Origin of the sequence: Deinococcus aquiradiocola (assembly GCF_014646915.1) — a bacterium.
GTDB classification, from domain to species: domain Bacteria; phylum Deinococcota; class Deinococci; order Deinococcales; family Deinococcaceae; genus Deinococcus; species Deinococcus aquiradiocola.
In genome coordinates, this window is the sequence record NZ_BMOE01000008.1 from 126,156 (window position 1) to 148,425 (window position 22,270).

The following is a 22,270-nucleotide window of genomic DNA, read 5'->3' on the forward strand; positions in this document are numbered from 1 at the left end:
GGCATCCCTTCTTGGGCAGAACGGACGCCCTGCAGGACGCCTGCCCGCTTCCATCTCCTCCAAACCGTACTTGTTGGCACTCGCTTCGCTCGGCTGAACTCGTAGAGTTCAGCTCAAAACCGTATCATTTGACCGGAGTCCGGCTTACAGCGGGTACGGCAGCGTGCCCTCGTAGATCGCGCGGCCCACGATGGCCCCCTCGATGCCCAGTTCCGTCAGCAGGTCCGCGTCCTGCGTGTTCGCCACGCCGCCGCCCACGATCAGGGTGTTCGTCCACAGCGTCCTCACCTGCGCCATCAGGTCCCGGTCCAGGCCGCGCAGCGTCCCATCGCGCGTCACGTCCGTGAAGATCAGCGTCTCCAGGCCCAGCTGCCCGAGCCGCGCCGTCATCTGCGCGACCTTCACGCCGCTCGCCTCCGCCCACCCGGACACCGCCACGTCCGGCCAGCGCGCGTCCAGGCTCACCACGACCGCCTCCGGCCCGTGTGCGTCCAGCAGCTGACCCACCAGTTCCGGGCGCTTCACGGCCGCCGTGCCGATCACGACGCGCGCCACGCCCAGCGCCAGCAGCGCCTCCGCGCTCTCCTGGTCACGGATGCCGCCGCCCACCTCGACCGGCACGTCCAGCGTCTCCACGATCCGCCGGATCACGGCGCGGTTCTCGCCGCGCCCGGTCGCGGCATCCAGGTCCACGAGGTGCAGCAGCGGCGCACCCAGGCCCGCCCAGTGCCGCGCGGCCTCCAGCGGCGACTCGAAGTACACCGTCTCACGGTCCGGGTCGCCCTCGTAGAGGCGCACGGCCCGCCCACCCTGAATGTCCACGCACGGGATGATCTGAGGCTTCACTGACATGCCCAGAAGTGTAGAGCACGCCCGGCCCGCGCCGCCTCCGTCCCCGCAGGCTGATAGACTCGCTCAGACTGTGCGTATCGGCTTCGTGACCGCCACCTACCTGCCCTCCCGGAACGGAGTGGCGACCAGCAGCGCCCTGTTCGCGCAGGGACTGCGGGACCTGGGGCATGAGGTGCGCATCTTCGCGCCCGTCCACCCCGCCCAGCAGCCCGAGGACGGCGTGTACCGCCTGCCCAGCAGCTCCTGGGGCACGCCCGCCGACTACCCGCTGCTGCTGTGGCCGAGCCGCCCGGTCGTCGCGCGCCTCCCGCTCTTCGATCTGGACGTCGTCCACACCATGCATCCCTTCCTGGCCGGGCAGCTCGCGTCGCTGTGGGCGCGCCGCATCGCCGCGCACCGCCGCCGCCGCGTGCCGCTCGTGTTCACGGCGCACACCCAGTACGAGCAGTACCTGCACTACGCGCGCGTGCCGCGCCGCGCCGGCAGTTCCCTGGTCCGCGCGCACGTCACGGCCTTCGCGCGGCACGTCTCGCAGGTCCTCGTGCCGGGTCAGGCGATGGCCGACATGCTCGCCCGCTACGGGTACGACGGTCCCGTCACGACCCTCCCCAACCCCGTGAACCTCGCCAACTTCGCCGCCGCGACCGGCGCGGGCATCCGCGCGCAGTACGGCGTGCCGCAGCACGCGCCGCTCGTCCTGAGCCTCGGCCGTCTCGCGCCCGAAAAGAACCTCCCCGCGCTCCTCGACGCCTTCCGCATCGCCCGCACCCGGCAGCCGGACCTGCACCTGCTGATCGTCGGGGACGGCCCCAGCCGCGCCGCCCTCGCCGCGCACGCCGGGGAGAACGTCACCTTCGCGGGCGGCGTCCCGTACCCGCAGGTGCCGGACGTGCTCGCCGCAGCCGACGTGTTCCTCACGGCCAGCGAGAGCGAGGTGCTGCCCATGTCCATGATCGAGGCGCTCGCCGCCGGAGCGCCCCTCGTCGCCGCGCGCAGCCCCGCCGCCCTCGACCTGATCCGGCCCGGCCAGAACGGCCTGCTGAGTGGCGCCGCGCCCGCCGCGCTCGCCGACACCCTCCTGCGCGCCCTGCGCCCGGACCTGCTCCCGCAGCTGCGCGCCGGGGCGCTCGCGTCCGCGCAGACGTACGACGTGCGCGTCCGCGCCGCCGAACTCGCCCGGCACTACGAACGCCTCATCCAGGCCCCCTGGACGCCCGGCCGCATCTGACGCCCGGCCGTGCGCGCCGCACGGGCATACTCGGGACATGACACGCAGGAGCACACCATGCAGCAGGGGTCCTGCCCGCCCCCCATGCAGGCGGAACGGATGACCCGCACGGACGGCCTCCCGGCAGGCGGCTTCAACGCTCTCGTCCCGGAATTCGACGTGACGGACCTGCCGCGCAGCCTGCACTTCTGGTGCGCGGGCCTGGGGTTCACGGTCGCGTACGGACGGCCCGAGAGCGGCTTCGCGTACCTGGAGCGTGAGGGCGCGCAGGTGATGCTGTGCCGCATGGACGGCACGTGGCAGACCGGCCCGCACGAGTACCCGCTCGGCCGGGGCCTGAACTTCCAGATTGCGGTCACGGACGTCACGGCCGTCCTGGCGGGCCTGGAGCGCCTGAACTGGCCGCTGTTCCGCCCGCTGCGGGACGTGTGGCGCGTGACGGGCGACCGGCAGAGCGGCGACCGGGAGTTCCTGGTGCAGGACCCGGACGGGTACCTGCTGAGGTTTTCGCAGGGCCTCGGCGAGCGCCCGCTCGACCCGTAGGACCTCTGCCCCGTGAACAGGGGAGGGCGTGCGGGAAAGCTCGCCGCACACCCTCCTTCAAACCGTACCCGTCGGTGCTCGCTTCGCCCGGCTGAACTCCAGAAGTTCAGCGCCACCCGGTGTCAGATCAGGGCGGCTTCGTGTGGCGTGGCGTGTGCGCGGCCCGCCTGGAGCGCCTGGTCGAGGTCGCGTTTCAGGTCGCTGGCGTCTTCCACGCCGACGCTCATGCGGATGGTGTGCGGCGTGACGCCTGCCGCGCGCCGGGCCGGTTCGGGCATGCGGCTGTGCGTGGTCGTCCACGGGTGCACGACGAGCGTGCGCGTGTCCCCGAGGTTGGGGGCCATGCGGATCACCCGGAGGGCCGCGAGGAACGGTGCGGGGTCCGGCACCTCGAAGGTCAGGACGGCGCCGTACCCGCCGTGCAGGTACTGCTGAGCGAGCGCGTGGTGCGGGCTGGCGGGCAGGCCGGGGTACGCGACGCCCGTGACCGCGTCGTGCGCACTGAGGTACTGCGCGAGGTCGAGGGCCGTCTGGGATTCGCGCGTGAGGCGCAGCGAGAGCGTCTCGAGGCCCTGTGCGATCAGGAAGGCGCTGTGCGCGCTGAGCGTCATGCCGAGCTGGTGCGCGCCGAACCAGCGTTGCCGCCACGCGAGGGCCGCCGGGCCGCGCGTGGTGAGCAGGCTGGGGTCGCCGTCCGTGTAGATGGCGTTGCGGCTCAGGTCGTGGTGTGTGCCGACCGTGACGCTCCCGCCGAGGACCGTGCCGTGCCCGCCCGCCCACTTGGTGAGGGAGTGCGTGACGATGTCCGCGCCGTGCGTGAGGGGCCTGCACAGGAAGCCGACGCCGCCCCAGGTGTTGTCGATGCCGAGCAGTGCGCCGTGCTCGTGTGCGATGCGGGCGTACGCGCCGATGTCGGCGATGTCGGCGGCGGGATTGCCGATCGTTTCGGCCCACACGAGGCGCGTGCCGGGCTGCATGGCGGCCTGCACCGCTTCCGGCGTGTTGGGGACGATGGTGGACGTGATGCCCATCAGCGGCAGGATGTTGTTCAGCAGGCCCGCCGACCCGCCGAAGAGGCTGCTGGTCGCCACGACGTGATCCCCGGCGCGGCACACGCTGAGGATGGCGGTGAAGGTCGCCGCCTGCCCGCTCGACAGGGCGACGGTGGCCGTGCCGCCCTCCAGCGCCGTGAGGCGCTCCTCGAGGGCCTGCACGGTGGGGTTCTGCAGGCGCGCGTAGCTGTACGTGGCGTTCGTGACGAATTCCGTCGCGCCGTCCTGCAGCGTCTCGAACTGAAACGCCGCGATCTGGTGGATGGGAATGCCGACGCCGAGCGTGTTCCCGCGCGGAATGCCGACCTGCACCGCCTGCGTGTCGTAACTCAGGGCGTCCGGATGGGGGCTGTCTGTGCTCATGCGTCATGATACCGCCGCCCCGGCCGGTACACTGACCGGGTGTCATACATGGGCGACCTCCGGACGCTGCTCGGGCCGCGCCCTCTGTTCAGCGTGGGCGTGAGTGCGGTCCTGCAGGACGATGCGGGCGGGTGGCTGCTGCAGCGCCGCAGCGACAACGGCCTGTGGGGCGTGCCGGGCGGCGGGGTGGAGCCGGGCGAGACCTTCGAGGAGGCGGCCGCGCGGGAACTGCACGAGGAGACGGGCCTGACGGGCGTGACGCTCGCCCCGTGGGGCACGCTGAGCGGCCCGGAGATGCATCACGTGTACCCGAACGGCGACGAGGTGTTCCTGGTGGGCCGCGCGTTCCGGGGCACCCTGAGCGCGGCGCAGCTGAGCAGGGCGACGCTCGGCAGCGACGGCGAGACGCTGGAACTGCGCGTCTTCGCGCTGGACGACCTGCCTGCCCTGAGCGGCGCGGTGGAACGCTGGGCGGCGCGGCAGCTGCGGGCCGAGCGGGGCCTCCCGGCACGGCCGGACCTGCAGCCGGTCCCGCGTGCCGTGCAGGCGGGCGGGAATCACCTGGCGGAGCTGCGGGCCGTGCTCGGTCCGCGCCCGCTGTTCGCGCCGGGAGCGAACGTGATCGTGCAGGACGACGCGGGCCGCGTGCTGCTGCTGCGTCACGCCGGGACGGGCCGCTGGACGCTGCCGGGCGGCAGTCTGGAGCTCGGGGAGTCGCTCGTGCAGGGCGCGCAGCGGGAACTGCTGGAGGAGACGGGCCTGCGCGCCGCGCAGCTGGAGGAACTGGAGTTCTACGCCGGGGCCGCGTACCGCTTCACGTACCCGCACGGCGACGTGATCGACAACGTCGCCGTGCTGTACCGCGCGCACGGCGTGACGGGCACGCTCACCCCGCAGGTGAGCGAGGTCCTGGAGGCCGCGTGGTTCGCGCCGCCGGACCTGCCCGGCCCGGACGACCTGAGCGGCCCCCTGATCCGCGCCATGCTGCAGCGCCTGCACTCCTGAGCCGGACACCGTACGTGTTGCCTCTCGCTCCACTCGGCCACACCCCGGGGTTCAGCTCCATTTGGGATCAGTCCGGTGCGGGGAGGCTGCGCGTCACGCCTTCCGGCAGTTCCCGCGCGAGGCGTGCCAGGGTGCGTTCGGCCGCGGCGCGCATCATCTTCTCGAAGGCCGCGCCGCCCCACTTCTCGGCGCTCGGGACGCTCAGGTGCGCCGTGAACCGGAACGCGTACGTCAGGGTGGACCCGTCCGCCTGCCCGTCCCCGTTCAGTTCGATCCACGCGCGCTCGTCCGGCAGGGCCTGCGCGTCCAGGCGCGCGCCGCCGGGCGTGTCCGTCACGCGGCTGTGCAGCGGCAGGTCCACCTCGCCCAGCATGGGGACGTTCACGAGCAGCACGGCCCGCACGTCCCGCCCCTGCACCTGCAGGTCCTGCAGGAACCGCACGCCCGCCAGGGACCGGGCCGGGTCGCGCAGGAACGCGAGCGCCTCGGCGGGCGTGCCGGGGTGCTGCAGGATGAAGCGCTGCTCGGCCTCGATCTTCAACGCTCAGTCCACCCACTCGATACTGATGTGCCCCGACTCCAGCGCCGCCTGCAGCTCCTGGTCGGTGGCGCTGCGCAGGCGCGGCAGGTGCGCGAAGCGGGGCGTGGCCGACGCGAAGCCCAGGCGCACGATCACGTCGTCGGACGCGTCGTCCTTGCCGATGCGCCACACGAGCTGCCCCCCCAGCGCCTCGAGGGTCGCGAGCTGGGGGGGCAGCTGGAGGGCGTCGTCGCTCATGCCCGCATTGTAGTGCATTTGCCGGAGCGGCGGTTTCCGCCCCGTGGGGGCTGTGCGTGCGGGAACGGCGTCGTGGAGGGCCTGGGGGCGGGATCAGCCGGGGGTCGGCCGGTCAGTGGGCGAGCAGGTCGGCGCTCAGGTCTTCGGGCTTGATGGCGCCCGTCATGACGGACACCGTGTCGGCCATGCTGATCTTCCTGGGGTTCAGGAGGGCGGCGCGTTTGCCCATGCGGTGCACGTGGATGCGGTCGGCGATCTCGAAGACGTGCGGCATGTTGTGGCTGATCAGGATGACGGGCAGGCCGTTGTCGCGCACCTGCCGGATCAGGTCGAGGACCATGTTGCCCTCGCGCACGCCGAGCGCGGCGGTCGGTTCGTCCATGATGACGACGTGCCGCGCGAACGCCGCGCTGCGCGCCACGGCCACGCCCTGCCGCTGCCCGCCGGACAGCGTCTCGACCGGCTGTTTCATGCTCTTGATGGCGAACTGCAGGCCCGACATGTGGCGCACCGCCTCGTCGTGCATCTTCTTCTTGTCGAGCACCTTGAAGAGCCGTCCGAGCGGGCCGGGACGCAGGATCTCGCGGCCCAGGAACAGGTTCTCGGCGATGGTCATGGCGGGCGCCACCGCGAGGTCCTGGTACACGGTCTCGATGCCGTTCTTGCGGGCGTCGATGGGGCTCTTGAAGTGCACCTGCTGCCCGTCGAGGTAGATCTCGCCGCTGTCGGGGATGGTCGCGCCGGACAGCGCCTTGATGAGGCTGGATTTCCCGGCGCCGTTGTCACCGATGACCGCCATGATCTCGCCGGGGCGCAGTTCGAAGTCGGCGCCGCCCATGGCGACCACCGAGCCGTACTTCTTGACGAGGTTGCGGGCCTCCATCACGAGGGGACGGGCGGGCGTGGGCTGCGGGGCGGGCACGTTCTGCAGGGCGGTCATCAGGACTTCCTCCGGGAGAACTGGTCGAGGGCGACCGCGAGAATGATCAGGATGCCGGTGATGAGGTTCTGGTACACGCTGTCCAGGCCCATCAGGGTCAGGCCGCTGCGGAACACGCCCACGATGAGCGCGCCGATCAGGGTGCCGAGCACGTTGCCGCGCCCGCCGAAGAGGCTGGTGCCGCCGATCACGACGGCCGTGATGCTTTCGAGGTTCTCGGTGGTGCCCGCCTCGGGGGACGCGCCGCCGATGCGTTCCAGCAGCAGCAGGGCCGCCACGCCGTACAGCAGGCCCGCGAAGGTGTACACCGACATCAGCAGGCGGTTCTGCGGGATGCCGCTCAGGCGGACCGCTTCGGGGTTGTTGCCGAGCGCGTAGATGTGACGGCCCGGCGCGGTGAAGTTCAGGTGCAGCCACGTCACGAAGAACAGCGCCACCATCAGCAGCGACCCGTACGTGAAGGGCGTGCCGAACACGCTGAAGCGGTGCGCGAGGAACGTCAGGCCGTCCGGGGGCATGGCGACGCTGGTCGAGTGGCTGTAGATCTTCACGGCCGCGAACACGATGGAGTACATGCCGAGCGTCACGATGAACGGCGGGAGCTTCCATTTCGTGATGAGCAGGCCGTTGAGCCAGCCGACGAACGCGCCGACCGCGAAGCCCGCCAGGATGGCCAGCACGACCGGGACGCCCTGCTCGACGGCGAGCTTGCCGATCACCATGCTGGAGAGCGCCATGATCATCCCGCAGCTCAGGTCGATGCCGGCCGTCAGGATGATGAGCGTCTGCGCGATGGCGATCACGCCCACGAACGACGCCTGCTGCAGGATCAGCGAGAAGGTGTTCAGGGTCAGGAAGCGGCTGGACTGCGTCGCGAAGAACAGGCACGCGAGCAGCAGCGCGATCAGCGGGCCGAGCGTGCTGAGGTTCGGCACCTGGAAGCGCCGCAGGCCTGCGCCGGGCGCTGCGGGCGTGGGGGTGGGGGTGGACTGTGTCATCTGGACCTCCTCGGTCAGCGCGGTGACCGTCGGGCGGGACGGGGGCGGCCTTACGGGTCGCGGACGGACGGTGCGGGCCGGACTGGCCGTGCTGCGAAAGGCAAAGGGGTGACGCTCAATATGCGCCCGTGTCGTCCGGTGTGCAGCAACCTGCGGGGCGGGTGCGGCTGGCCGGGGCGCGGTCTGTGTTGCGGGGCGTTCTGTGTTGCCTGCCGTGAATCGGGGCGCGGGGCTGAACGACATGAGCCATGAACTTCGGGCGTGACCCTTGTTCACAGCTCATGTTGTGCGCGGGGCGGTCAGGTCAGGCGCGGCGCGCCCGGCCGTGCGGGATCAGTTGCCCCAGCAGTTGGCGAGGCCGAACTTGGTGTCCTTGCTGGTGACGCCCGCGACGCTCTTGTCGCTGATGAGGGTGACGCCGGTGTCGGTGTAGCCGCTGACCTTCTTACCGGTCTTGGCGTAGTTGAGGCCCGCCGCGACGCCCATGCTGGCCATCTTGAGGGGGTACTGCTGGCTGGTCGCGGCGATCACGCCGGCCTGCACGTTGCGGACGCCCGCGCAGCCGCCGTCGACGGAGACGATCATGACGTCCTTCTCCCTGCCGATGGCCTTCAGGGCCTGGTACGCGCCGGCCGCGGCGGGCTCGTTGATGGTGTACACGAGGTTGATGTCGGGGTTCTTCTGGAGGCAGTTCTCCATCGCGGTCTGGCCCTTGGCCTGGTCGCCGAAGGAGTCGGCGGCACACGCGACGCCCGTCGAGACCTGGTCGGCGGTCTTGGCGGTGATGCCGGCCGTGCCGAAGCCCTGCAGGAAGCCGTTGTGGCGCGCGATGCCGACCGGGTGGCCGGGGAAGAGGTCGAGGGTGGCGATGACGGCCTTCTTGCTGCCCATGGCCTTCTTGGCGTACTGGCCGATCAGCTGTCCGGCCTTGTAGTTGTTGGTGGCGAAGAGCGCGTCGACGGCGTCGGCAGGTTCGGTGGGGCTGTCGAGCGCGATGACCATCACGCCGGCCGCGCGGGCCTTCTGGATGGCGGGCACGATGGCCTTGCTGTCGCTGGGCGTGATGAGGATGGTCTTGGCGCCCGCCGCGACCATGTTCTCGATGGCGGTGACCTGCCCGGCGTTGTCGCCGTCCTGCTTGCCTGCGGCGGTCATGAGTTGCGCGCCGCCGGCGGTGGCGGCCTTCTGCGCGCCTTCCTTCATCTTGACGAAGAAGGGGTTGGTTTCGGTCTTGGTGATCAGGCCGATGACCGGCTTGCTGCTCTGCGCGGCCAGGGTGACGCCGGTGGCGGTGGCGGCAACGGCGACGGCGGCGGTCAGGGCGGCGACGGTCAGGGTGGAGCGCTTGATCTGGGGCATGGTGGGACTCCTCGTGAGTGGGGGCGGATGGCGGGGGCGGTCCGGGCATGGAGCGTGGAGTGTGGGTGAGGTCAGGGTGGGGCGCGTTCGGAGGTGGTCACGGGGACGCTCCGGGTGTGGGCTTGGCGTGCTCCGGGGTGGTGGGGGAGGGGAACTGCAGGCGGACCTGTGGGATGTCGACGATCTCCACGTCGTGGTCGGCCGTCTCGGCGCGCAGCACGAGCAGGAAGGTGGCGGTGTCGCTCAGCGGGTACGGGGCCCAGTGCCACGTACCGGGGTGCATCAGGACGGCCTGACCGGCGTCGATCCGGAAGGCGCGCAGGGCGGCGGGGTCGGCGGGGCCGGGCGCGCCGAAGATCATGACGCTGCTGCCCTGGGTGGCGATGAACGCTTCGGGCGTGTGGTGGTGACGTTCGATCTGCGTGACGTGCAGGTCGCGGCGGTGCGCGATCAGGTGCCCGGTCACGCCGCTGCCCTGCAGGCCCGCGAGGTCGGCGGTGTGGTGCCAGTACGTGATGTCGCCGCGCGTGAGTTTGGCGGGCGTGGCGGGCTGTTCGAGCAGCGTCCCGAAGGGCGCGAAGGCCCCGGCGCTGAGCGGCTGCACCGTGAGGACCGGCTGGGGGAGCGGCGTCATTCCTGACCTGCCGGGAGGGGACCGGTGCTCTGGCGGTGGACGAAGCGGGTGGGGAGGCGCACGCTGCCCTGCAGGCGCTGCCCGGAGATGAGGTTCAGCAGGTGCTGGCACGCGATCTGCCCGAGTTCGTAGGTGGGCTGCGACACGACGCTCAGGGCGGGCGACATGGTCTGCGCCCAGCGGGAGTCGTCGAAGCCGACGATGGACAGGTCGCGGGGAATGTCGAGGCCGAGTTCGCGGGTGGCGAGGACCGCGCCGACCGTCATCTCGTTGTTGCCGACGAACAGCGCGGTGGGCCGTTCGCGGCGCGACAGCAGGCGCAGCGCGGCGAGGCGTCCGTCCGCCTCGCGGTGGTTGCCGGGCAGCACCAGGCTGTCGTGGTACTCGACGCCTGCGCTTTCGAGCGCTTCACGGTACCCCTGGAGGCGTTCGCGGGCGGTGCTGATGTCCTGCTGGCCGACGATCATGCCGATGCGGCGGTGCCCGAGGGACAGCAGGTGCTGCACGGCTTCCCTGGACCCGGCGACGTTGTCGACCATGACGGTGTGCGCGCCCTCGCGGCCGCTGGCACGGTCGAGTTCGATGGTGGGCAGGCCCGGCACGACCGCGAGGTTCTCCTGCGTCTGCGCGGTGGGCACCACGATCAGGCCCTGCGGGAGGTGGCCGTGCAGGGTTTCGAGCGCGCGGCGTTCCTTGTCGGGCTGCTCGTCGGAGTTGAACATCAGGACGGTGTAGCCGCTTTCCTCGGCGGTGTCCTGCACGCCCTTGGCGAGGGTGGCGTGGAAGGGGTTGAGGATGTCGGTGACGATCAGGCCGATGGTGCGGCTGCCGCGGGTACGGAGGCCGCGCGCCAGGACGTTGGGGCGGTAGCCGAGCTGCTGGGCGGCCTGTTCGACGCGTTCGCGGGTGCGGAGGGCCACCAGCTCGGGCCGGTGCAGTGCCCGTGAGGCGGTCGCGGGCGACACCCCCGCAGCTTGAGCGACTTCGTACAGTCCGATCATGACAGGTCCGTTCCTTTGGATGAAATCGTTTGCGGCGGTTGGCCGGGACGATTCACCGACTGCCGGACTCCGCATGGGAGGACGGCACGAGGTGAGAATTCAGGGGCTCGACGCGGTGGAGGCAACCACTGCAATCGATTTCAATTTGCTTATGGCTGAAGTGTGACACACCCTCACGCCTTCGTCAAGACTTCATGATGGGGGGCCATCACCCCATTATCGGTGCCCGTCGTGCACGTCCTCCAATCGCACCTCCAGCCGGACACGACCCTCCCGACCCGCCCGACACGCCCTGCACTACACTGCCCGCATGGACCTCAATGCCGACGCCGGAGAGAGCTACGGCCGCTGGACGCTGGGCGACGACGCCCGCCTGTACCCGCACCTCAGCAGCGTCAACCTCGCGCTCGGCGCGCACGCCGGCGACCCCGGCACCCTCCGCCGCGCCGTGGACCTCGCCCGGCAGCACGGCCTCGGCATCGGCGCGCACCCCGGCTACCCCGACCTGCAGGGCTTCGGCCGCCGCGAACTGGCCCTCACGCCCGAGGAGATCCACGACCTCACCCTCGCGCAGCTCGGCACGCTCAGCGCCTTCCTGCACCTCAGCGGCACCCCCATGCAGCACGTCAAGGCGCACGGCGCCCTGTACTTCCGCATCCACGGCGACGCGCACGCCGGACAGGCCTTCTGCCACGCCGTGCAGCGCTTCGTGCCGCACGCCGCCCTGATGGTCCTCGCCGGACCCGCCGGAGAGACGCTCGCCGCCACCGCCCACGCCAGCGGCCTGCGCGTGTGGCGCGAAGCCTTCCCTGAACGCGGCTACCTCGCCAGCGGCCTGCTCGCCCCGCGCAGCCTGCCCGGCAGCAGCGTCCACGACCCGCACGAAGCCGCCGACCGCGCCGTGCAGATGGCGCGCGGCACCCTCACCGCCCTGGACGGCACGCGCATCGCCCTGCACGCCGACACGCTCTGCATCCACGGCGACAACCCGAACGCCGTCCAGATCGCTGCCGCCGTCCGTGCCGCCCTCGCCGCCGCCGACGTGCCCGTCGCCCCGCCCGCCTGACATGCGCCCCGCCCCGCACCACACGCGTCAGCAGGCCCTCACCGCCACCGGCAACGCGCACCTGCACGCCTGGGCCACGCAGCTGCTCGCCCACCCGCTCCCCGGCCTGCTGGACGTGGTGCCCGCCTACACCACCCTGTACGTCGAGTACGACGCCGACCGCCACACGGGCCACGACGTGCGCGCGTGGCTCGCCCGGCACGAACCGCCCCCCGGCGCGTCCGGCAGCGGCCGCCACGTCACGCTCCGCGTCCGCTACGACGGCGAGGACCTCCCCGACATCGCCGCCCGTACCGGCCTGAGCGAGCAGGACGTGGTGGCCCTGCACGCCGCCGCGCCCTACCGCGTGTACGCCGTGGGCTTCGTGGCAGGCTTCCCGTTCCTGGGCGAGGTGCCGCCCGCCCTGCGTCTCCCGCGCCGCGACACCCCACGCGCCCGCGTGCCCGCCCACAGCGTCGCCATCGCGAACGCCCAGACCGGCGTGTACCCCGTCCCGTCCCCCGGCGGCTGGCACCTGCTCGGACACGCGCTCGACGCCGTGTACGACCCGCACCGCCCCGACCCCTTCCTGCTGCACCCCGGCGACACCGTCACCTTCACGCCCACCCTGCACGGCGACGTGCCCGCCCCGCCCGCCCCACTGGACGTGCTGCCCGCCCACCCCCGGCACCCCACCCTGCACGTGGACCGCCCCGGCCCGCTCGACCTCGTGCAGGACGAGGGCCGCTTCATGGGGGGCCGCCACGGCCTCGTGCGCGCCGGGTACGCGCACCGGCCCGCCGCGCACACCGCGCACCGCCTGCTCGGCACGCCCGTCACCGCCCCCCTCCTCGAACTGCACCTCGGCGGCCCCACCTGCACCGTCCTGCGCGACACCACCCTCAGCGTCACCGGCAACGGCCCGCAGGCCAGTCTGGACGGCACGCCCGTCCCCGCCTGGAGCAGCTTCGCGGTGCGCGCAGGCCAGCGCCTCACCTTCCGGCCCGGCCGTGACGGCCGCGTCAGCTACCTCGCCCTGCCGGGCGGACTGGACGCCACACCCTTCCTCGGCAGCGCCAGCACCGACCTGCGCGCCAGCATCGGCCGCCCCCTGCGCGCCGGAGACACCCTCGGCAGCGCCGAAGCCCGCCGCCCTCTGCCCGGACGCACCTACCGCCCCCACGCCGCGCCCGGCCCGCTGCGCCTCCTGCCGTTCCCGGACCACGACCCGCACGTGCTCGCCACGCTGCTCGCCCACCCCTGGACCGTGCAGGATGCCGACCGGATGGGCGTCCGCCTGCACGGCCACGCCCTCGCGGGCGGCGAGACGCTCAGCCAGGGCAACCCCGTCGGCAGCGTCCAGGTGCCGCCCGGCGGGCAACCCCTGATCCTGCTGCACGACAAGGGCACCCTCGGCGGGTACAGCACCCCCGCCCGCGTCCACCCGCACGACCTGTGGCGCCTCGCGGACCTCCGCCCCGGCGACCCCCTGCACTTCCGGCCCGCCTGACCCTCAAGGAGACGCCCGGACCGTGCATGCCGGTCCGGGCGTTCCTGCGGTCGGCACCCGCCCTGCTCCCTGACCTACTTGTCCTGCCCGAGCGCGAAGCCTTTCGAGAACTGCTCCTGCAGCGCCGTGAACACCAGCACCGGCGGGATGATCGCCAGGACCGCGCCCGCCATCACGCCGCCCCAGCTGCTCTGCGCCTCCACGTCGATCAGTTTGCTGAGGCCCACCTGAATGACCTGCTTGTCGTCGCTCTGCATGATGACCAGCGGCCACAGGTACTGGTCCCACGCCGACACGAACTGAATCACGGCGAGCGCCCCGATGGTGTTCCAGCTCATGGGGATCAGGACGCGCCCCAGGAACGTGAGCGGCCCCGCCCCGTCGATGCGTGCCGCGTCCGACAGGCTCGCGGGAATGTTCATGAAGTGCTGCCGGAACAGCAGTACGCCCGTCGCGGACGCCAGGAACGGCACGATGATCGCCGCGTAGCTGTCCGCCCACTTCAGGCCGCCGGACACCTCGTCGAACAGCGCCACGATCAGCAGCTCGGTGGGCAGCATCAGCGTGAACAGCACCGCCGCGAACGCCAGGCCCTTCAGCGGGAAGCGGAAGTACACGAACGCGAGGGCCGCCAGCAGCGACAGCAGCGTCTTGCCGGTCGTGACGCTCACGGCGACCACGGCACTGTTGAGCATGTAGTGCCCGAGGCCCGCGCCGACCCACGCGGCCCGCGCGTTCTGCAGGAAGTGCAGGCCCGGCACGAGGCTCGGCCCCTGCACCTGCGCGCCCGTCTGCGTGGATTTCACGAGTGCGAACAGCAGGGGAGACGCGACCACCAGCACCGCCAGGGTCAGCACGGCGTGCGTCCAGACGTGCCCCCACCGCACGCGCCGGAAGGTGCGCGGCACGCTACGCGCCATAGTGCACCCGCCTGTTCCCGTACCGGAACTGCAGCACCACGATGCACACCACCACCAGCAGCAGCAGCACCGCCTGCGCCGCGGCCGCGCCCGTCCTGAAGTTCCGGAAGCCGTCCTCGTACAGCTGGTACACCAGGAACGTCGTGATGCCCGTCTGCCCGTACACCGGTCCGCCGCGCGTCAGGATGTTCACCAGGCCGAAACTGTCGAACAGGGACGCGACCACGTTCGTGAAGATCAGGAAGAACGTCATCGGGGACAGCAGCGGGAACACCACGCGCCAGAAGCCCTGCCACGCGGTCGCGCCGTCGATCTCGGCCGCTTCCGTCACCTCCGCCGGGATGTTCTGGATGGCGGCCAGGTAGAACACCACGTTGTACCCCAGGCCCTTCCACACGGACGCCGCGACCACCAGCAGGAACGCCAGGAAGGGACTGTCGAGCCACCGGGGCTTGATGCCGAACACGGCGTCCAGCAGCGTGTTCACCGCGCCGATCTCCGGGTTGAACAGGAACAGCCACAGCGTGCCCGCGATGGCCGGCGACAGCGCGTACGGGTAGATGAGCATCAGGCGGTAGAATTTCGCGCCCGCCACCGGGCGGCTCGCGAGCCACGCGAGGCCCAGCGCGCACAGCAGGCCCAGCAGCACCACCAGCACCACGAACACCGCCGTCTGCAGCATCACCTGGTGGTACACGGGACTGCCGAGCAGGTCCGCGAAGTTCGCGAGGCCCACGAACTGCTCGTTGCCGACGATGATGTTCGACCGGAACACGCTCAGGCGCAGGGTCCGCGCGGCCGGGTAGTACGAGAAGACCGCCAGCACGATCAGGGTGGGCGCCAGGAACAGCCACGGCAGCCAGCGGCCCCGGAAGGTCGCGTGCTCCAGGGCGGCCACGTCCGCGCGGGCGTCCTGGACGCGGGCCGCCGTGGCCTGCGGCGGGGCAGGCGGCTGTGTGCCGGGTGTCTGGGGACCGGGCGTCTGGGGGTTGGGGGACTGTTGAACGAGACTCACGGCTCACCTCCAACGGCGCCGCCCCCCGGCCACGCCAGGGGGCAGGTCACCGGGCCACCTCTTACTTGAAGTTCTTGTTGTAGTCGGCGAGGGCGGCGTCCACCTGTTCCTTGGTGGCGCTGACGGCGCTGTCCACGCTCTGGCCGCTCAGGACCTTCTGGATGCCCTGCTCGATGATGTTGCGCGTCTGGATGGCCGCGCCGTTCAGGGCGCCGGCGCTCGCGACGTTCGGGGTGGTGTTCAGCAGCTGGTTGAACGCCAGGATCTGCAGCGGCGTGCTGGAGAACCAGCCCTGCTTGCGGAGCAGGTCGACGCTGCTGCTGCGGACCGGGTAGTACCCGGTGAGTTTGTGCCAGCTGGCCATGTTGCCGGTGCTGGTCATGTACAGCGCGAAGTCCAGCGCCGCCTCGGCCTGCGCCCTGGGGGCCGTCTTGCTGATCCACAGGCTCGCGCCGCCGATCACGACGCCGTTGCGTTTGCTGCCGTCAGGGATGGGCAGCACGCCGACGCCCATCCTGAAGCCCGCCTGCTTGGCGGCGTCCGTGAGGTTCCCGATCGCGGCGGTGCTGTCGATGGTGAAGAGGGCCTTCTGGCTGCCGAAGATGGCGTCCGTGCCGCTGGTGTCGGCGAGCTTGCCGGTGTTCGTCAGGTAGCCGCGGTCCTGCAGGTCCTTGTAGAACTGGAAGACCTTGCGGGCGGCGGCGCTGTCGACGTTGCTGGCGGTCGCGCGGCCCTGGCGGCCGTTGCCGTTGTTGAGGAGCACGGCGTTCTGCTCGCTCATCCACTGCTCGAACAGCCAGCTGTACGGGGTGAGCGCCATGCACTTCACGCCGAGTTTCGCCGCGTCGAACTTCGCGCAGGCTTTCAGGACCGCGCCGAACGTGGTGGGCGGCACCTTGGGGTCCAGTCCGGCCTTCACCATCAGGTCCCGGTTGAAGTACAGCACCGGGCTGCTGCTGTTGAACGGCAGGCTGTTCACCTTGCCCTGAATGGTGTAGTAGTTCACGACCGGCTTGATGTAATCGCCGAAATCCACGTTTCTGACGCTGCTGACCGGCTGGAACACGCCGCTGTCCAGCGCGAGCTGGCTGCCCACCTCGAAGATCTGCACGAGGTCTGGGGCCTTGCCCTGCCGCGCGGCGAGGATGGTGGCCTGCAGGCTGTCGTTGTAGCTGCCCTTGAAGGTCGGGACGATCTTCACGCCGGGGTGCGCCTTGTTGTACTCGTCGGCGCGCGCCTGGATCCAGTCGCCGCGTTTGGCGTCCCCGAAGGAGTGCCAGAACTCCACGGTGGTCTGCGCCGCCGCAAAGGAACCGAGCGTGAGGAGGGACAGCGTGATGATCTTCTTCATGGGAGCTCCTTGCAATAGCGGCACGTCACGGCAGAGTGGCTGGCCGTGTCTGGAGTGTTGATGTCGGGTAAATGCGGTAAAGGCAGTTCTTCAGGTGAAACTCATCCTGCTTACCTGCAGAGCGTAAGTCGCTGCTGTCAGAAAGCTGTCAGATGTTGAACGGGCGTTCACATGCCGTGAACCTTTGCACTCCACGCGGGACGGCCCTGCAGGACCGCACCACCCGCACGGGCGCGCAGGCCCCGTTAACGGCCGTTTAACCGCGCGCCCCTAGCCTCCATGCAGGCGAGTTCCCTTTCCTTCTCCCGCCCTGGAGGCACCCTGATGAACAGCACCTTCAACAAGTACTGGCCCCTGCTGGCCCTGCCGGTCGCGGCGGCCATCGTCGCCGTGCCGTACCTGCCCGGCCCGGCCCACACCCGCAGCGACGCCGCCCAGCGCGGGACGGCCCAGGCCAGCCCCGATCAGAACGGAGCTGCCCAGAACGACACGACACAGGACGGCGCGGCACGGAATGCCGCGCCGCAGAACGACGCGCGCACCAGTCCGTACCAGGCGCCGCTCACGCCGGACGCTGGCACGCCGGAGGCCACGGCTCCCCAGGCGACGGCCCCCACCACTCCCCAGGCGACCGCGCAGGACACCGGCACGCGCGGCCGCTCCGGCAGCACCGCCCTGCGGCGCGTGTACGACGCGTCCGTCCGCAGCGCCGTGCGCGTCAACGTCGGCGACAGCGGCATCGGCAGCGGGTTCTTCATGTCGGCGAACGGCCTGATCCTCACGGCCGCGCACGTCCCGCTCGGCGACAGCAGCGCCAGACTGAGCGTCACCACGCAGGCCGGACAGGACCTGCCCGTCACGCTCGTCGGGTACGACGAGGTGCGCGACCTCGCGGTCCTCAAGGCCGACGGACAGGACTTCCCGGCCCTGACGCTCGCGGCCAGCACCCCGGGCGTCGGGGCGGGCGTCGTCGCCATCGGCAACTCGCGCGGCAGCTTCGACGGGGGCCGCGCGGGCGCCGTCACGGCCCTCAACGTCTCGCTCGACCCGACCTTCCCGAGCAACATGGTGGAGTCCAGCATGCCGCTCGCGCCGGGCGACTCGGGCGGCCCGGTCCTGAACGCGCAGGGCGAGGTGGTGGGCGTCAGCACCGCCATCAGCAACCAGAACGGCAGTTTCGCGAGTTATTTCGTGCCGGTCACGCAGGACAGCGCCGTCCTGAAGCAGCTCGTGTCGGGCGTCAAGCGCGGCGTGCCGGTCCTGGGGATCGGCGTCACGGACGCCCGCTCGTCGACCGGGCAGGACGGCGTGCTCGTCACGTCCGTCACGCCGGGTCTCGGTGCGGCCCGCGCGGGCCTGAAGGGCGGCACCGTCCGCGAGTTCCGGGACGCGTCCGGCGACGTGCAGCAGGACTTCTCGGGCGCGGACATCATCGTGGGCGTGGACGGCCGGGCCGTCAGCACCCCGGCGGGCCTCGTCGCGTACCTGCGCGGCAAGCAGGTCGGGGACCGCGTGACGCTGCGCGTCGTGCGTGACGGCCGCACCCTGAACCTCACCGTGACGCTGAGCGCCAAACCCACCGATCAGGGGTGACAATGGACGGCGTGAAGGTCCCCCCGCCCGCCCGAACTGCCCGCCGCGCCCGGCGGTTCGACCAGCCGCGCGCGACGCTGGCCCTGCTGCTGCTGAGTGCCGCCGTGTTCGGCGCGAGTGCCCTGAAGGCCGCGCACGTCCTGCCGGAGCGCGCGCCGCACCCGTCCGTGTGGGACGGCACCCCGGACGGCACGCGGTGAAGGAGACGGGCCAGCCGCAGGCAGAAGGGACCGGTCAGGACGTGCGGGCCTCCCGGCACGACCCGGTTCAGGCGGCCGTGGCGCTCCTGACGGGCCTGCTGCTCGGCCTGCTCGTGCTGGCGTGGGGCATGGCGTACCGGGGCACGCTGGCGGGCGGTTGGAGCCGCGCGCTCCTCACGCAGACCGGCCAGTACGGCAGCCTGCTGCTCGCCGCGACCTGCGTGCTCGGCAGCCTGATCGGCACGCGCTTCCTGCCGCAGGTCCTGAACGCCGCCCTCAAGACCGGCTGGCACGGCGTCCTCGCGGGCTTCGCCATGACGCTGTGCGTCGTGCACGGCGCGTTCACGCTGGTCGGCCCGCGCGCCCTCACGCTCCCCGAACTGCTCGTGCCGGGCCGCGCCCCGCAGGACACGCTGCCGCTCGCGCTCGGCACGCTCGCCCTGTACGTCCTGGCGACCGTGTACGTCACGTGGGCGCTGCGCGGCCGGATCGGCGTCCGGGCCGCCCGCGCCCTGCACCTGCTCGCGTACCCGGCCTTCGTGCTCGGCACGCTGCACGCCACCTGGCTCGGGCACGCGGGCGCCACCGAGGCGCTCGGGTCGGCCGCCGTGGGCGCCGCGCTCGCCGTGCGCCTCCTGACGCTCACCTTCGCGCGCGGCCGGACCGCCGCCCGTCCGGCAGGGGAGACCTGATGCGTCTGCTGCTCGTCGAGGACGACCCGCGCATCGCCGGGCCGCTCTCCGAGACGCTCAGCGAGGCCGGGTACACCGTCACCACCTGCACGGACGGCCCCGGGGGCCTGCACGAGGGCCTCAGCGACCTGTACCCGCTGATGGTGCTGGACGTGATGCTGCCCGGCATGGACGGCTTCGAGGTGGCCCGCCGCCTGCGCGAGGCGGGCATCGAGGCCGCCATCCTGTTCCTCACGGCGCGCGGCGAGGTCGGCGACCGCGTGCAGGGCCTCGACCTCGGCGGGGACGCGTACCTCGTCAAGCCCTTCGAGACGCCCGAACTGCTCGCCACGCTGCGCGCCATCGGCCGCAAGGGCAGCAGCCGCACCGCCCTCCTCGCGTTCGGCGGCGGGCGCGGCCAGCTCGACACGGTGGGCCGCACCGTCCGCTGGGACGGCACGGAAGTCGCCGTGACGGGCCGCGAGTACGCGCTGCTCGACACCCTCCTGCAGAGCCGGGGCCGCTGGTTCACCCGCGAGGAACTCCTGTCGCGCGTGTGGGGCCTGGACTTCAGCGGCGAGGCGCGCATCGTGGACGTGTACGTCCGCTACCTGCGCCGCAAGCTCTCCCCGGACGTCGTGCAGAGCGAACGCGGACGTGGGTACCGCGTGGACGCCTGACGTGCACGCGGCCCGCCCCTCCCGCGCGCGCCACCTGTCGCTGCGGACCCGCATGGCGCTCGCGGCGGGCCTCGCGTGCGTGTTCGTGGCCGTGGTGCTGTCCTTCGGGCTGTACGTCGTCGCGCAGCGCTTCGTGCAGCAGGCGCAGCTCGACCGCCTGACGAGCGCGGCGACCGTCCTGCACGAACGCGTCGAGAACAGCCTGATGTTCGGCCGGTACGACATCGACGACGTGATGGGCCGCGACGTGCCCGGCGACATCCAGCTGCGCGCCTCGGTCGGCGGCACCGTCGTCATGAGCAGCCGCCAGTTCCCCGGCGACCTGCCGCTCGCCGTGTCGCCGGGCGTGTACCGCCTCGGGGACCGCTACGTGCTCGCGCAGCGCCTCGGGCCGCGCAGCGGGTACGCGCTCCTCACGCTGGCCCTCTCCGGTCAGGGCACCGACGACGCCCGCCGCGCCTTCCTGCGCGCCGTGCTGTTCATCCTGCCCTGCGTGCTGCTGCTCGCCTGCCTCGCCGCGTGGTGGGCGGGCGGCCGCATGCTGCGCCCCATCTCCGCCCTCGAACAGGAAGCCCGGATGATCGGGCAGAGCGGCGACCTGACGCGCCCCCTGCCCGGCACGGACGGCCACGACGAACTCTCCCGGCTCGCCGGGACGCTCCAGGCGAGCTTCCGGCAGCTGGCCGACACGCGCGCGCGCGAGGTGCAGTTCCTGCGGTCCGCCGCGCACGACCTGCGCAGCCCCCTCGCGGCCCTCAAGACGCGCGTCGCGCTGTCCCTCAGCCGAGACCGCGACGCGGCCCGCTACCGGCAGGACCTGCACGAGATCGGCACGGACCTCTCGCGCCTCGCCACGCTCACCGAGCATCTGCTGCTCCTCGCGCGCAACCCGCAGACCCTCGCCCGCCGCAGCGTGCCGCTGCTCGGCGTCGCCGCAGACGCCGTGGACGCCGCCCGCAGCCGCTTCCCCGACACGGACCTCGACCTGAGCGGCGAACAGCTGACCGTGCAGGGCGACGCCGTGCTGCTCGGGCAGGCCGTCACGAACCTCCTGCAGAACGCCGTGCATCACGCGCCCGGCAGTGCCGTCACCCTGACGCTCGCCCGGCAGGACGACTGGGCCACCCTCCGCGTCCACGACGACGGTCCCGGCGTGCAGGGCGCCGTCCTCGACCGGCTCGGCGAGGCCTTCTACCGCCCGGACAGCGCCCGCAGTCCCGGCCGCGAGGACGGCGGACACGGTCTCGGGCTCGCCATCGTGCGGCACGTCGCGGCCCTGCACGGCGGGCACCTCGACCTGCACAGCACGCCCGGCGAGGGCTTCACCGCCGTCCTGCGCCTGCCGCTCGATCCCTGAACGTCGGCCTGCCCGCTGTGATCTTTGGGGTCCCGTGATGTAAGAACGCTGAAACACCCGTCTTCTTAAGATGCTCACACTGGGCACATCATGGCCTCCCTGCCTGACCCTGCCCCGAGGAGCTCCCATGCAAGACACCATGCTGCCGCACCACTGGAACCCGGCCCTCATCGTCCTCTCCTTCCTCATCGCGTCCGTCACGTCCTTCCTCGCCCTGGAACTCGCGCGCCGCTTCCGTCAGGACGGCAGCGTCACCGCCCCCCTCGCGCTGGGCGGCGTGCTCGGGTACGGCATCTGGGCCATGCACTTCATCGGCATGATCGCCTTCGAGCTCTCCACCAACGTCACGTACGGCCTCCCGCTGACCCTCATCAGCGGCCTGAGCGCCGTCGCCTTCCTGATCGGCGCGAGCTTCTACATGGTCCGCGGCACCCCCACCCTGCCGCGCATCCTCGTCAGCGGCGTCATCGCCGGCATCGGCATCTGCCTCATGCACTACCTCGGCATGGCCGCCATGCAGGCCAACGCCGTCACCTCCTACCTCCCCGTTCCCTTCGCGCTCAGCGTCCTGATCGCCGTCGGTGCCGCCAGCGTCGCGTTCTTCCTCTTCTCGCGCGTCATGACCGCCACGTACAGCCTCGTGCAGCGCCTCGCCATCCAGACCGGCGCGGCCCTCGTGATGGGTCTTGCCATCGCCGGCATGCACTACACCGGCATGGCCGCCGTGCGCTTCAACATGAGCACCGAAGTCGTCAACCTCGTCAGCGGCACCGACCCCCAGAACCTCGTGTACATGGTGGTCGGCGCGACCATCCTCGTGTTCGTCGGCACGTACATCGCCATCCTCGCCGACCAGCTCTCCACCAAACCCTCCCGGATGGCCGGCGACTGAAGCCCCCTCACTCCAGCGCCCCCGACCGCGACGTCGGGGGCGTTCATTTGCACGACACAAAAGAAAAACCCCGCCCGGAGGCAGGGTCTCTGTGGTGTGCCTGAAGGGATTCGAACCCCTGGCCTTCTGATCCGTAGTCAGACGCTCTATCCAGCTGAGCTACAGGCACACATGGCTTTGACGTAAAGCTTGGCGGAGAGGGAGAGATTTGAACTCTCGGTACCTTTTGAGTACGCAGTCTTAGCAGGACTGTGGTTTAAGCCGCTCACCCACCTCTCCAGGC

At 71.3% G+C, this 22,270-nt stretch carries 23 protein-coding genes and 2 tRNA genes; 11 read left to right on the plus strand and 14 right to left on the minus strand.

Going from position 1 to position 22,270, the window contains the following annotated elements; genetic code table 11:
* Window positions 1–144: 144 nt before the first annotated feature.
* Window positions 145–852: a 1-(5-phosphoribosyl)-5-[(5-phosphoribosylamino)methylideneamino]imidazole-4-carboxamide isomerase gene (gene hisA / locus IEY33_RS12460; protein ID WP_188963597.1), complete on the minus strand. Its 708-nt coding sequence runs from the start codon at window positions 850–852 to the stop codon at window positions 145–147.
* A 70-nt stretch (window positions 853–922) separates the two neighbouring features.
* On the opposite strand from hisA, the gene IEY33_RS12465 reads away from it, so the two are divergent.
* Entirely contained in the window at window positions 923–2,080 is a 1,158-nt protein-coding gene (locus IEY33_RS12465; protein WP_188963598.1) for a glycosyltransferase, read from the plus strand.
* Window positions 2,081–2,137: 57 nt separating this feature from the next.
* Entirely contained in the window at window positions 2,138–2,623 is a 486-nt protein-coding gene (locus IEY33_RS12470; RefSeq protein WP_229670987.1) for a bleomycin resistance protein, read from the plus strand.
* A 122-nt stretch (window positions 2,624–2,745) separates the two neighbouring features.
* Here the strand turns inward: IEY33_RS12470 and IEY33_RS12475 are convergent, their stop codons facing one another.
* A complete protein-coding gene (locus IEY33_RS12475) occupies window positions 2,746–4,038 on the minus strand; it encodes a PLP-dependent transferase (protein ID WP_188963599.1) in 1,293 nt (430 codons plus the stop codon).
* Between the two features lie 48 nt (window positions 4,039–4,086).
* Between IEY33_RS12475 and IEY33_RS12480 the strand changes: the two genes are divergently transcribed.
* On the plus strand, window positions 4,087–5,043 hold the full coding sequence (locus IEY33_RS12480; protein WP_229670995.1) for an NUDIX domain-containing protein: 957 nt from the start codon (window positions 4,087–4,089) through the stop codon (window positions 5,041–5,043).
* Window positions 5,044–5,110: 67 nt separating this feature from the next.
* Here IEY33_RS12480 and IEY33_RS12485 read toward each other — a convergent pair whose 3' ends face one another.
* The 7 genes from IEY33_RS12485 to IEY33_RS12515 all read right to left on the minus strand — a co-directional run bounded on the left by IEY33_RS12485 (window position 5,111) and on the right by IEY33_RS12515 (window position 10,753).
* Window positions 5,111–5,584, minus strand: coding sequence for a DUF3809 domain-containing protein (locus tag IEY33_RS12485; RefSeq protein ID WP_188963601.1), 474 nt, complete (start codon window positions 5,582–5,584; stop codon window positions 5,111–5,113).
* Between the two features lie 3 nt (window positions 5,585–5,587).
* Entirely contained in the window at window positions 5,588–5,821 is a 234-nt protein-coding gene (locus IEY33_RS12490) for a DUF3248 domain-containing protein (protein WP_188963602.1), read from the minus strand.
* Window positions 5,822–5,933: 112 nt separating this feature from the next.
* Window positions 5,934–6,761, minus strand: coding sequence for an ATP-binding cassette domain-containing protein (locus IEY33_RS12495; protein ID WP_188963603.1), 828 nt, complete (start codon window positions 6,759–6,761; stop codon window positions 5,934–5,936).
* Complete coding sequence (locus IEY33_RS12500) at window positions 6,761–7,759, minus strand: ABC transporter permease (protein WP_188963604.1); 999 nt, start codon at window positions 7,757–7,759, stop codon at window positions 6,761–6,763. The genes IEY33_RS12495 and IEY33_RS12500 overlap by 1 nt, the downstream gene beginning before the upstream one ends.
* Window positions 7,760–8,092: 333 nt before the next feature.
* Entirely contained in the window at window positions 8,093–9,118 is a 1,026-nt protein-coding gene (locus tag IEY33_RS12505) for a sugar ABC transporter substrate-binding protein (RefSeq protein ID WP_188963605.1), read from the minus strand.
* A 97-nt stretch (window positions 9,119–9,215) separates the two neighbouring features.
* Window positions 9,216–9,752, minus strand: a complete 537-nt coding sequence (locus IEY33_RS12510; RefSeq protein ID WP_188963606.1) for an ureidoglycolate lyase — start codon at window positions 9,750–9,752, stop codon at window positions 9,216–9,218.
* Window positions 9,749–10,753, minus strand: coding sequence for a LacI family DNA-binding transcriptional regulator (locus IEY33_RS12515; RefSeq protein WP_188963607.1), 1,005 nt, complete (start codon window positions 10,751–10,753; stop codon window positions 9,749–9,751). The genes IEY33_RS12510 and IEY33_RS12515 overlap by 4 nt, the downstream gene beginning before the upstream one ends.
* Window positions 10,754–11,063: 310 nt before the next feature.
* Here IEY33_RS12515 and IEY33_RS12520 point away from each other — a divergent pair, with 310 nt between their 5' ends.
* Window positions 11,064–11,819, plus strand: a complete 756-nt coding sequence (locus tag IEY33_RS12520; protein WP_188963608.1) for a 5-oxoprolinase subunit PxpA — start codon at window positions 11,064–11,066, stop codon at window positions 11,817–11,819.
* A 1-nt stretch (window position 11,820) separates the two neighbouring features.
* Window positions 11,821–13,308 carry a 5-oxoprolinase subunit PxpB gene (pxpB, locus tag IEY33_RS12525; RefSeq protein ID WP_188963609.1) on the plus strand — a complete coding sequence of 496 codons (1,488 nt, stop codon included), beginning with the start codon at window positions 11,821–11,823 and terminating at the stop codon, window positions 13,306–13,308.
* A gap of 74 nt (window positions 13,309–13,382) precedes the next feature.
* Here pxpB and IEY33_RS12530 read toward each other — a convergent pair whose 3' ends face one another.
* The 3 genes from IEY33_RS12530 to IEY33_RS12540 form a co-directional block, all read right to left on the minus strand.
* Window positions 13,383–14,216: a carbohydrate ABC transporter permease gene (locus IEY33_RS12530; protein WP_229670988.1), complete on the minus strand. Its 834-nt coding sequence runs from the start codon at window positions 14,214–14,216 to the stop codon at window positions 13,383–13,385.
* Window position 14,217: 1 nt separating this feature from the next.
* A complete protein-coding gene (locus IEY33_RS12535) occupies window positions 14,218–15,243 on the minus strand; it encodes a carbohydrate ABC transporter permease (RefSeq protein WP_229670989.1) in 1,026 nt (341 codons plus the stop codon).
* Window positions 15,244–15,304: 61 nt separating this feature from the next.
* Window positions 15,305–16,594: an ABC transporter substrate-binding protein gene (locus IEY33_RS12540; RefSeq protein WP_188963611.1), complete on the minus strand. Its 1,290-nt coding sequence runs from the start codon at window positions 16,592–16,594 to the stop codon at window positions 15,305–15,307.
* A 324-nt stretch (window positions 16,595–16,918) separates the two neighbouring features.
* Between IEY33_RS12540 and IEY33_RS12545 the strand changes: the two genes are divergently transcribed.
* The 6 genes from IEY33_RS12545 (at window position 16,919) to IEY33_RS12570 (ending at window position 21,987) form a co-directional block, all read left to right on the plus strand.
* Window positions 16,919–18,187 (plus strand): trypsin-like peptidase domain-containing protein, encoded by a 1,269-nt coding sequence (locus IEY33_RS12545; protein WP_188963612.1) that lies wholly within the window; start codon window positions 16,919–16,921, stop codon window positions 18,185–18,187.
* An 11-nt stretch (window positions 18,188–18,198) separates the two neighbouring features.
* Window positions 18,199–18,387, plus strand: a complete 189-nt coding sequence (locus tag IEY33_RS12550; RefSeq protein ID WP_188963613.1) for a hypothetical protein — start codon at window positions 18,199–18,201, stop codon at window positions 18,385–18,387.
* Window positions 18,384–19,079, plus strand: coding sequence for a ferric reductase (locus tag IEY33_RS12555; protein WP_188963614.1), 696 nt, complete (start codon window positions 18,384–18,386; stop codon window positions 19,077–19,079). Before IEY33_RS12550 ends, IEY33_RS12555 begins: the two co-directional genes overlap by 4 nt.
* Window positions 19,079–19,738, plus strand: a complete 660-nt coding sequence (locus IEY33_RS12560) for a response regulator transcription factor (RefSeq protein ID WP_188963615.1) — start codon at window positions 19,079–19,081, stop codon at window positions 19,736–19,738. The genes IEY33_RS12555 and IEY33_RS12560 overlap by 1 nt, the downstream gene beginning before the upstream one ends.
* Window positions 19,716–21,095, plus strand: a complete 1,380-nt coding sequence (locus tag IEY33_RS12565; RefSeq protein ID WP_229670990.1) for a sensor histidine kinase — start codon at window positions 19,716–19,718, stop codon at window positions 21,093–21,095. Before IEY33_RS12560 ends, IEY33_RS12565 begins: the two co-directional genes overlap by 23 nt.
* Before the next feature lie 127 nt (window positions 21,096–21,222).
* A complete protein-coding gene (locus IEY33_RS12570; protein ID WP_188963616.1) occupies window positions 21,223–21,987 on the plus strand; it encodes an MHYT domain-containing protein in 765 nt (254 codons plus the stop codon).
* A gap of 92 nt (window positions 21,988–22,079) precedes the next feature.
* On the opposite strand, the gene IEY33_RS12575 is transcribed toward IEY33_RS12570, so the two are convergent.
* Together IEY33_RS12575 and IEY33_RS12580 are read right to left on the minus strand one after the other, a co-directional pair.
* Window positions 22,080–22,156, minus strand: a tRNA-Arg gene (locus IEY33_RS12575).
* 21 nt (window positions 22,157–22,177) lie between these two features.
* Window positions 22,178–22,266 (minus strand) — tRNA-Ser (locus IEY33_RS12580).
* Window positions 22,267–22,270: the final 4 nt, after the last annotated feature.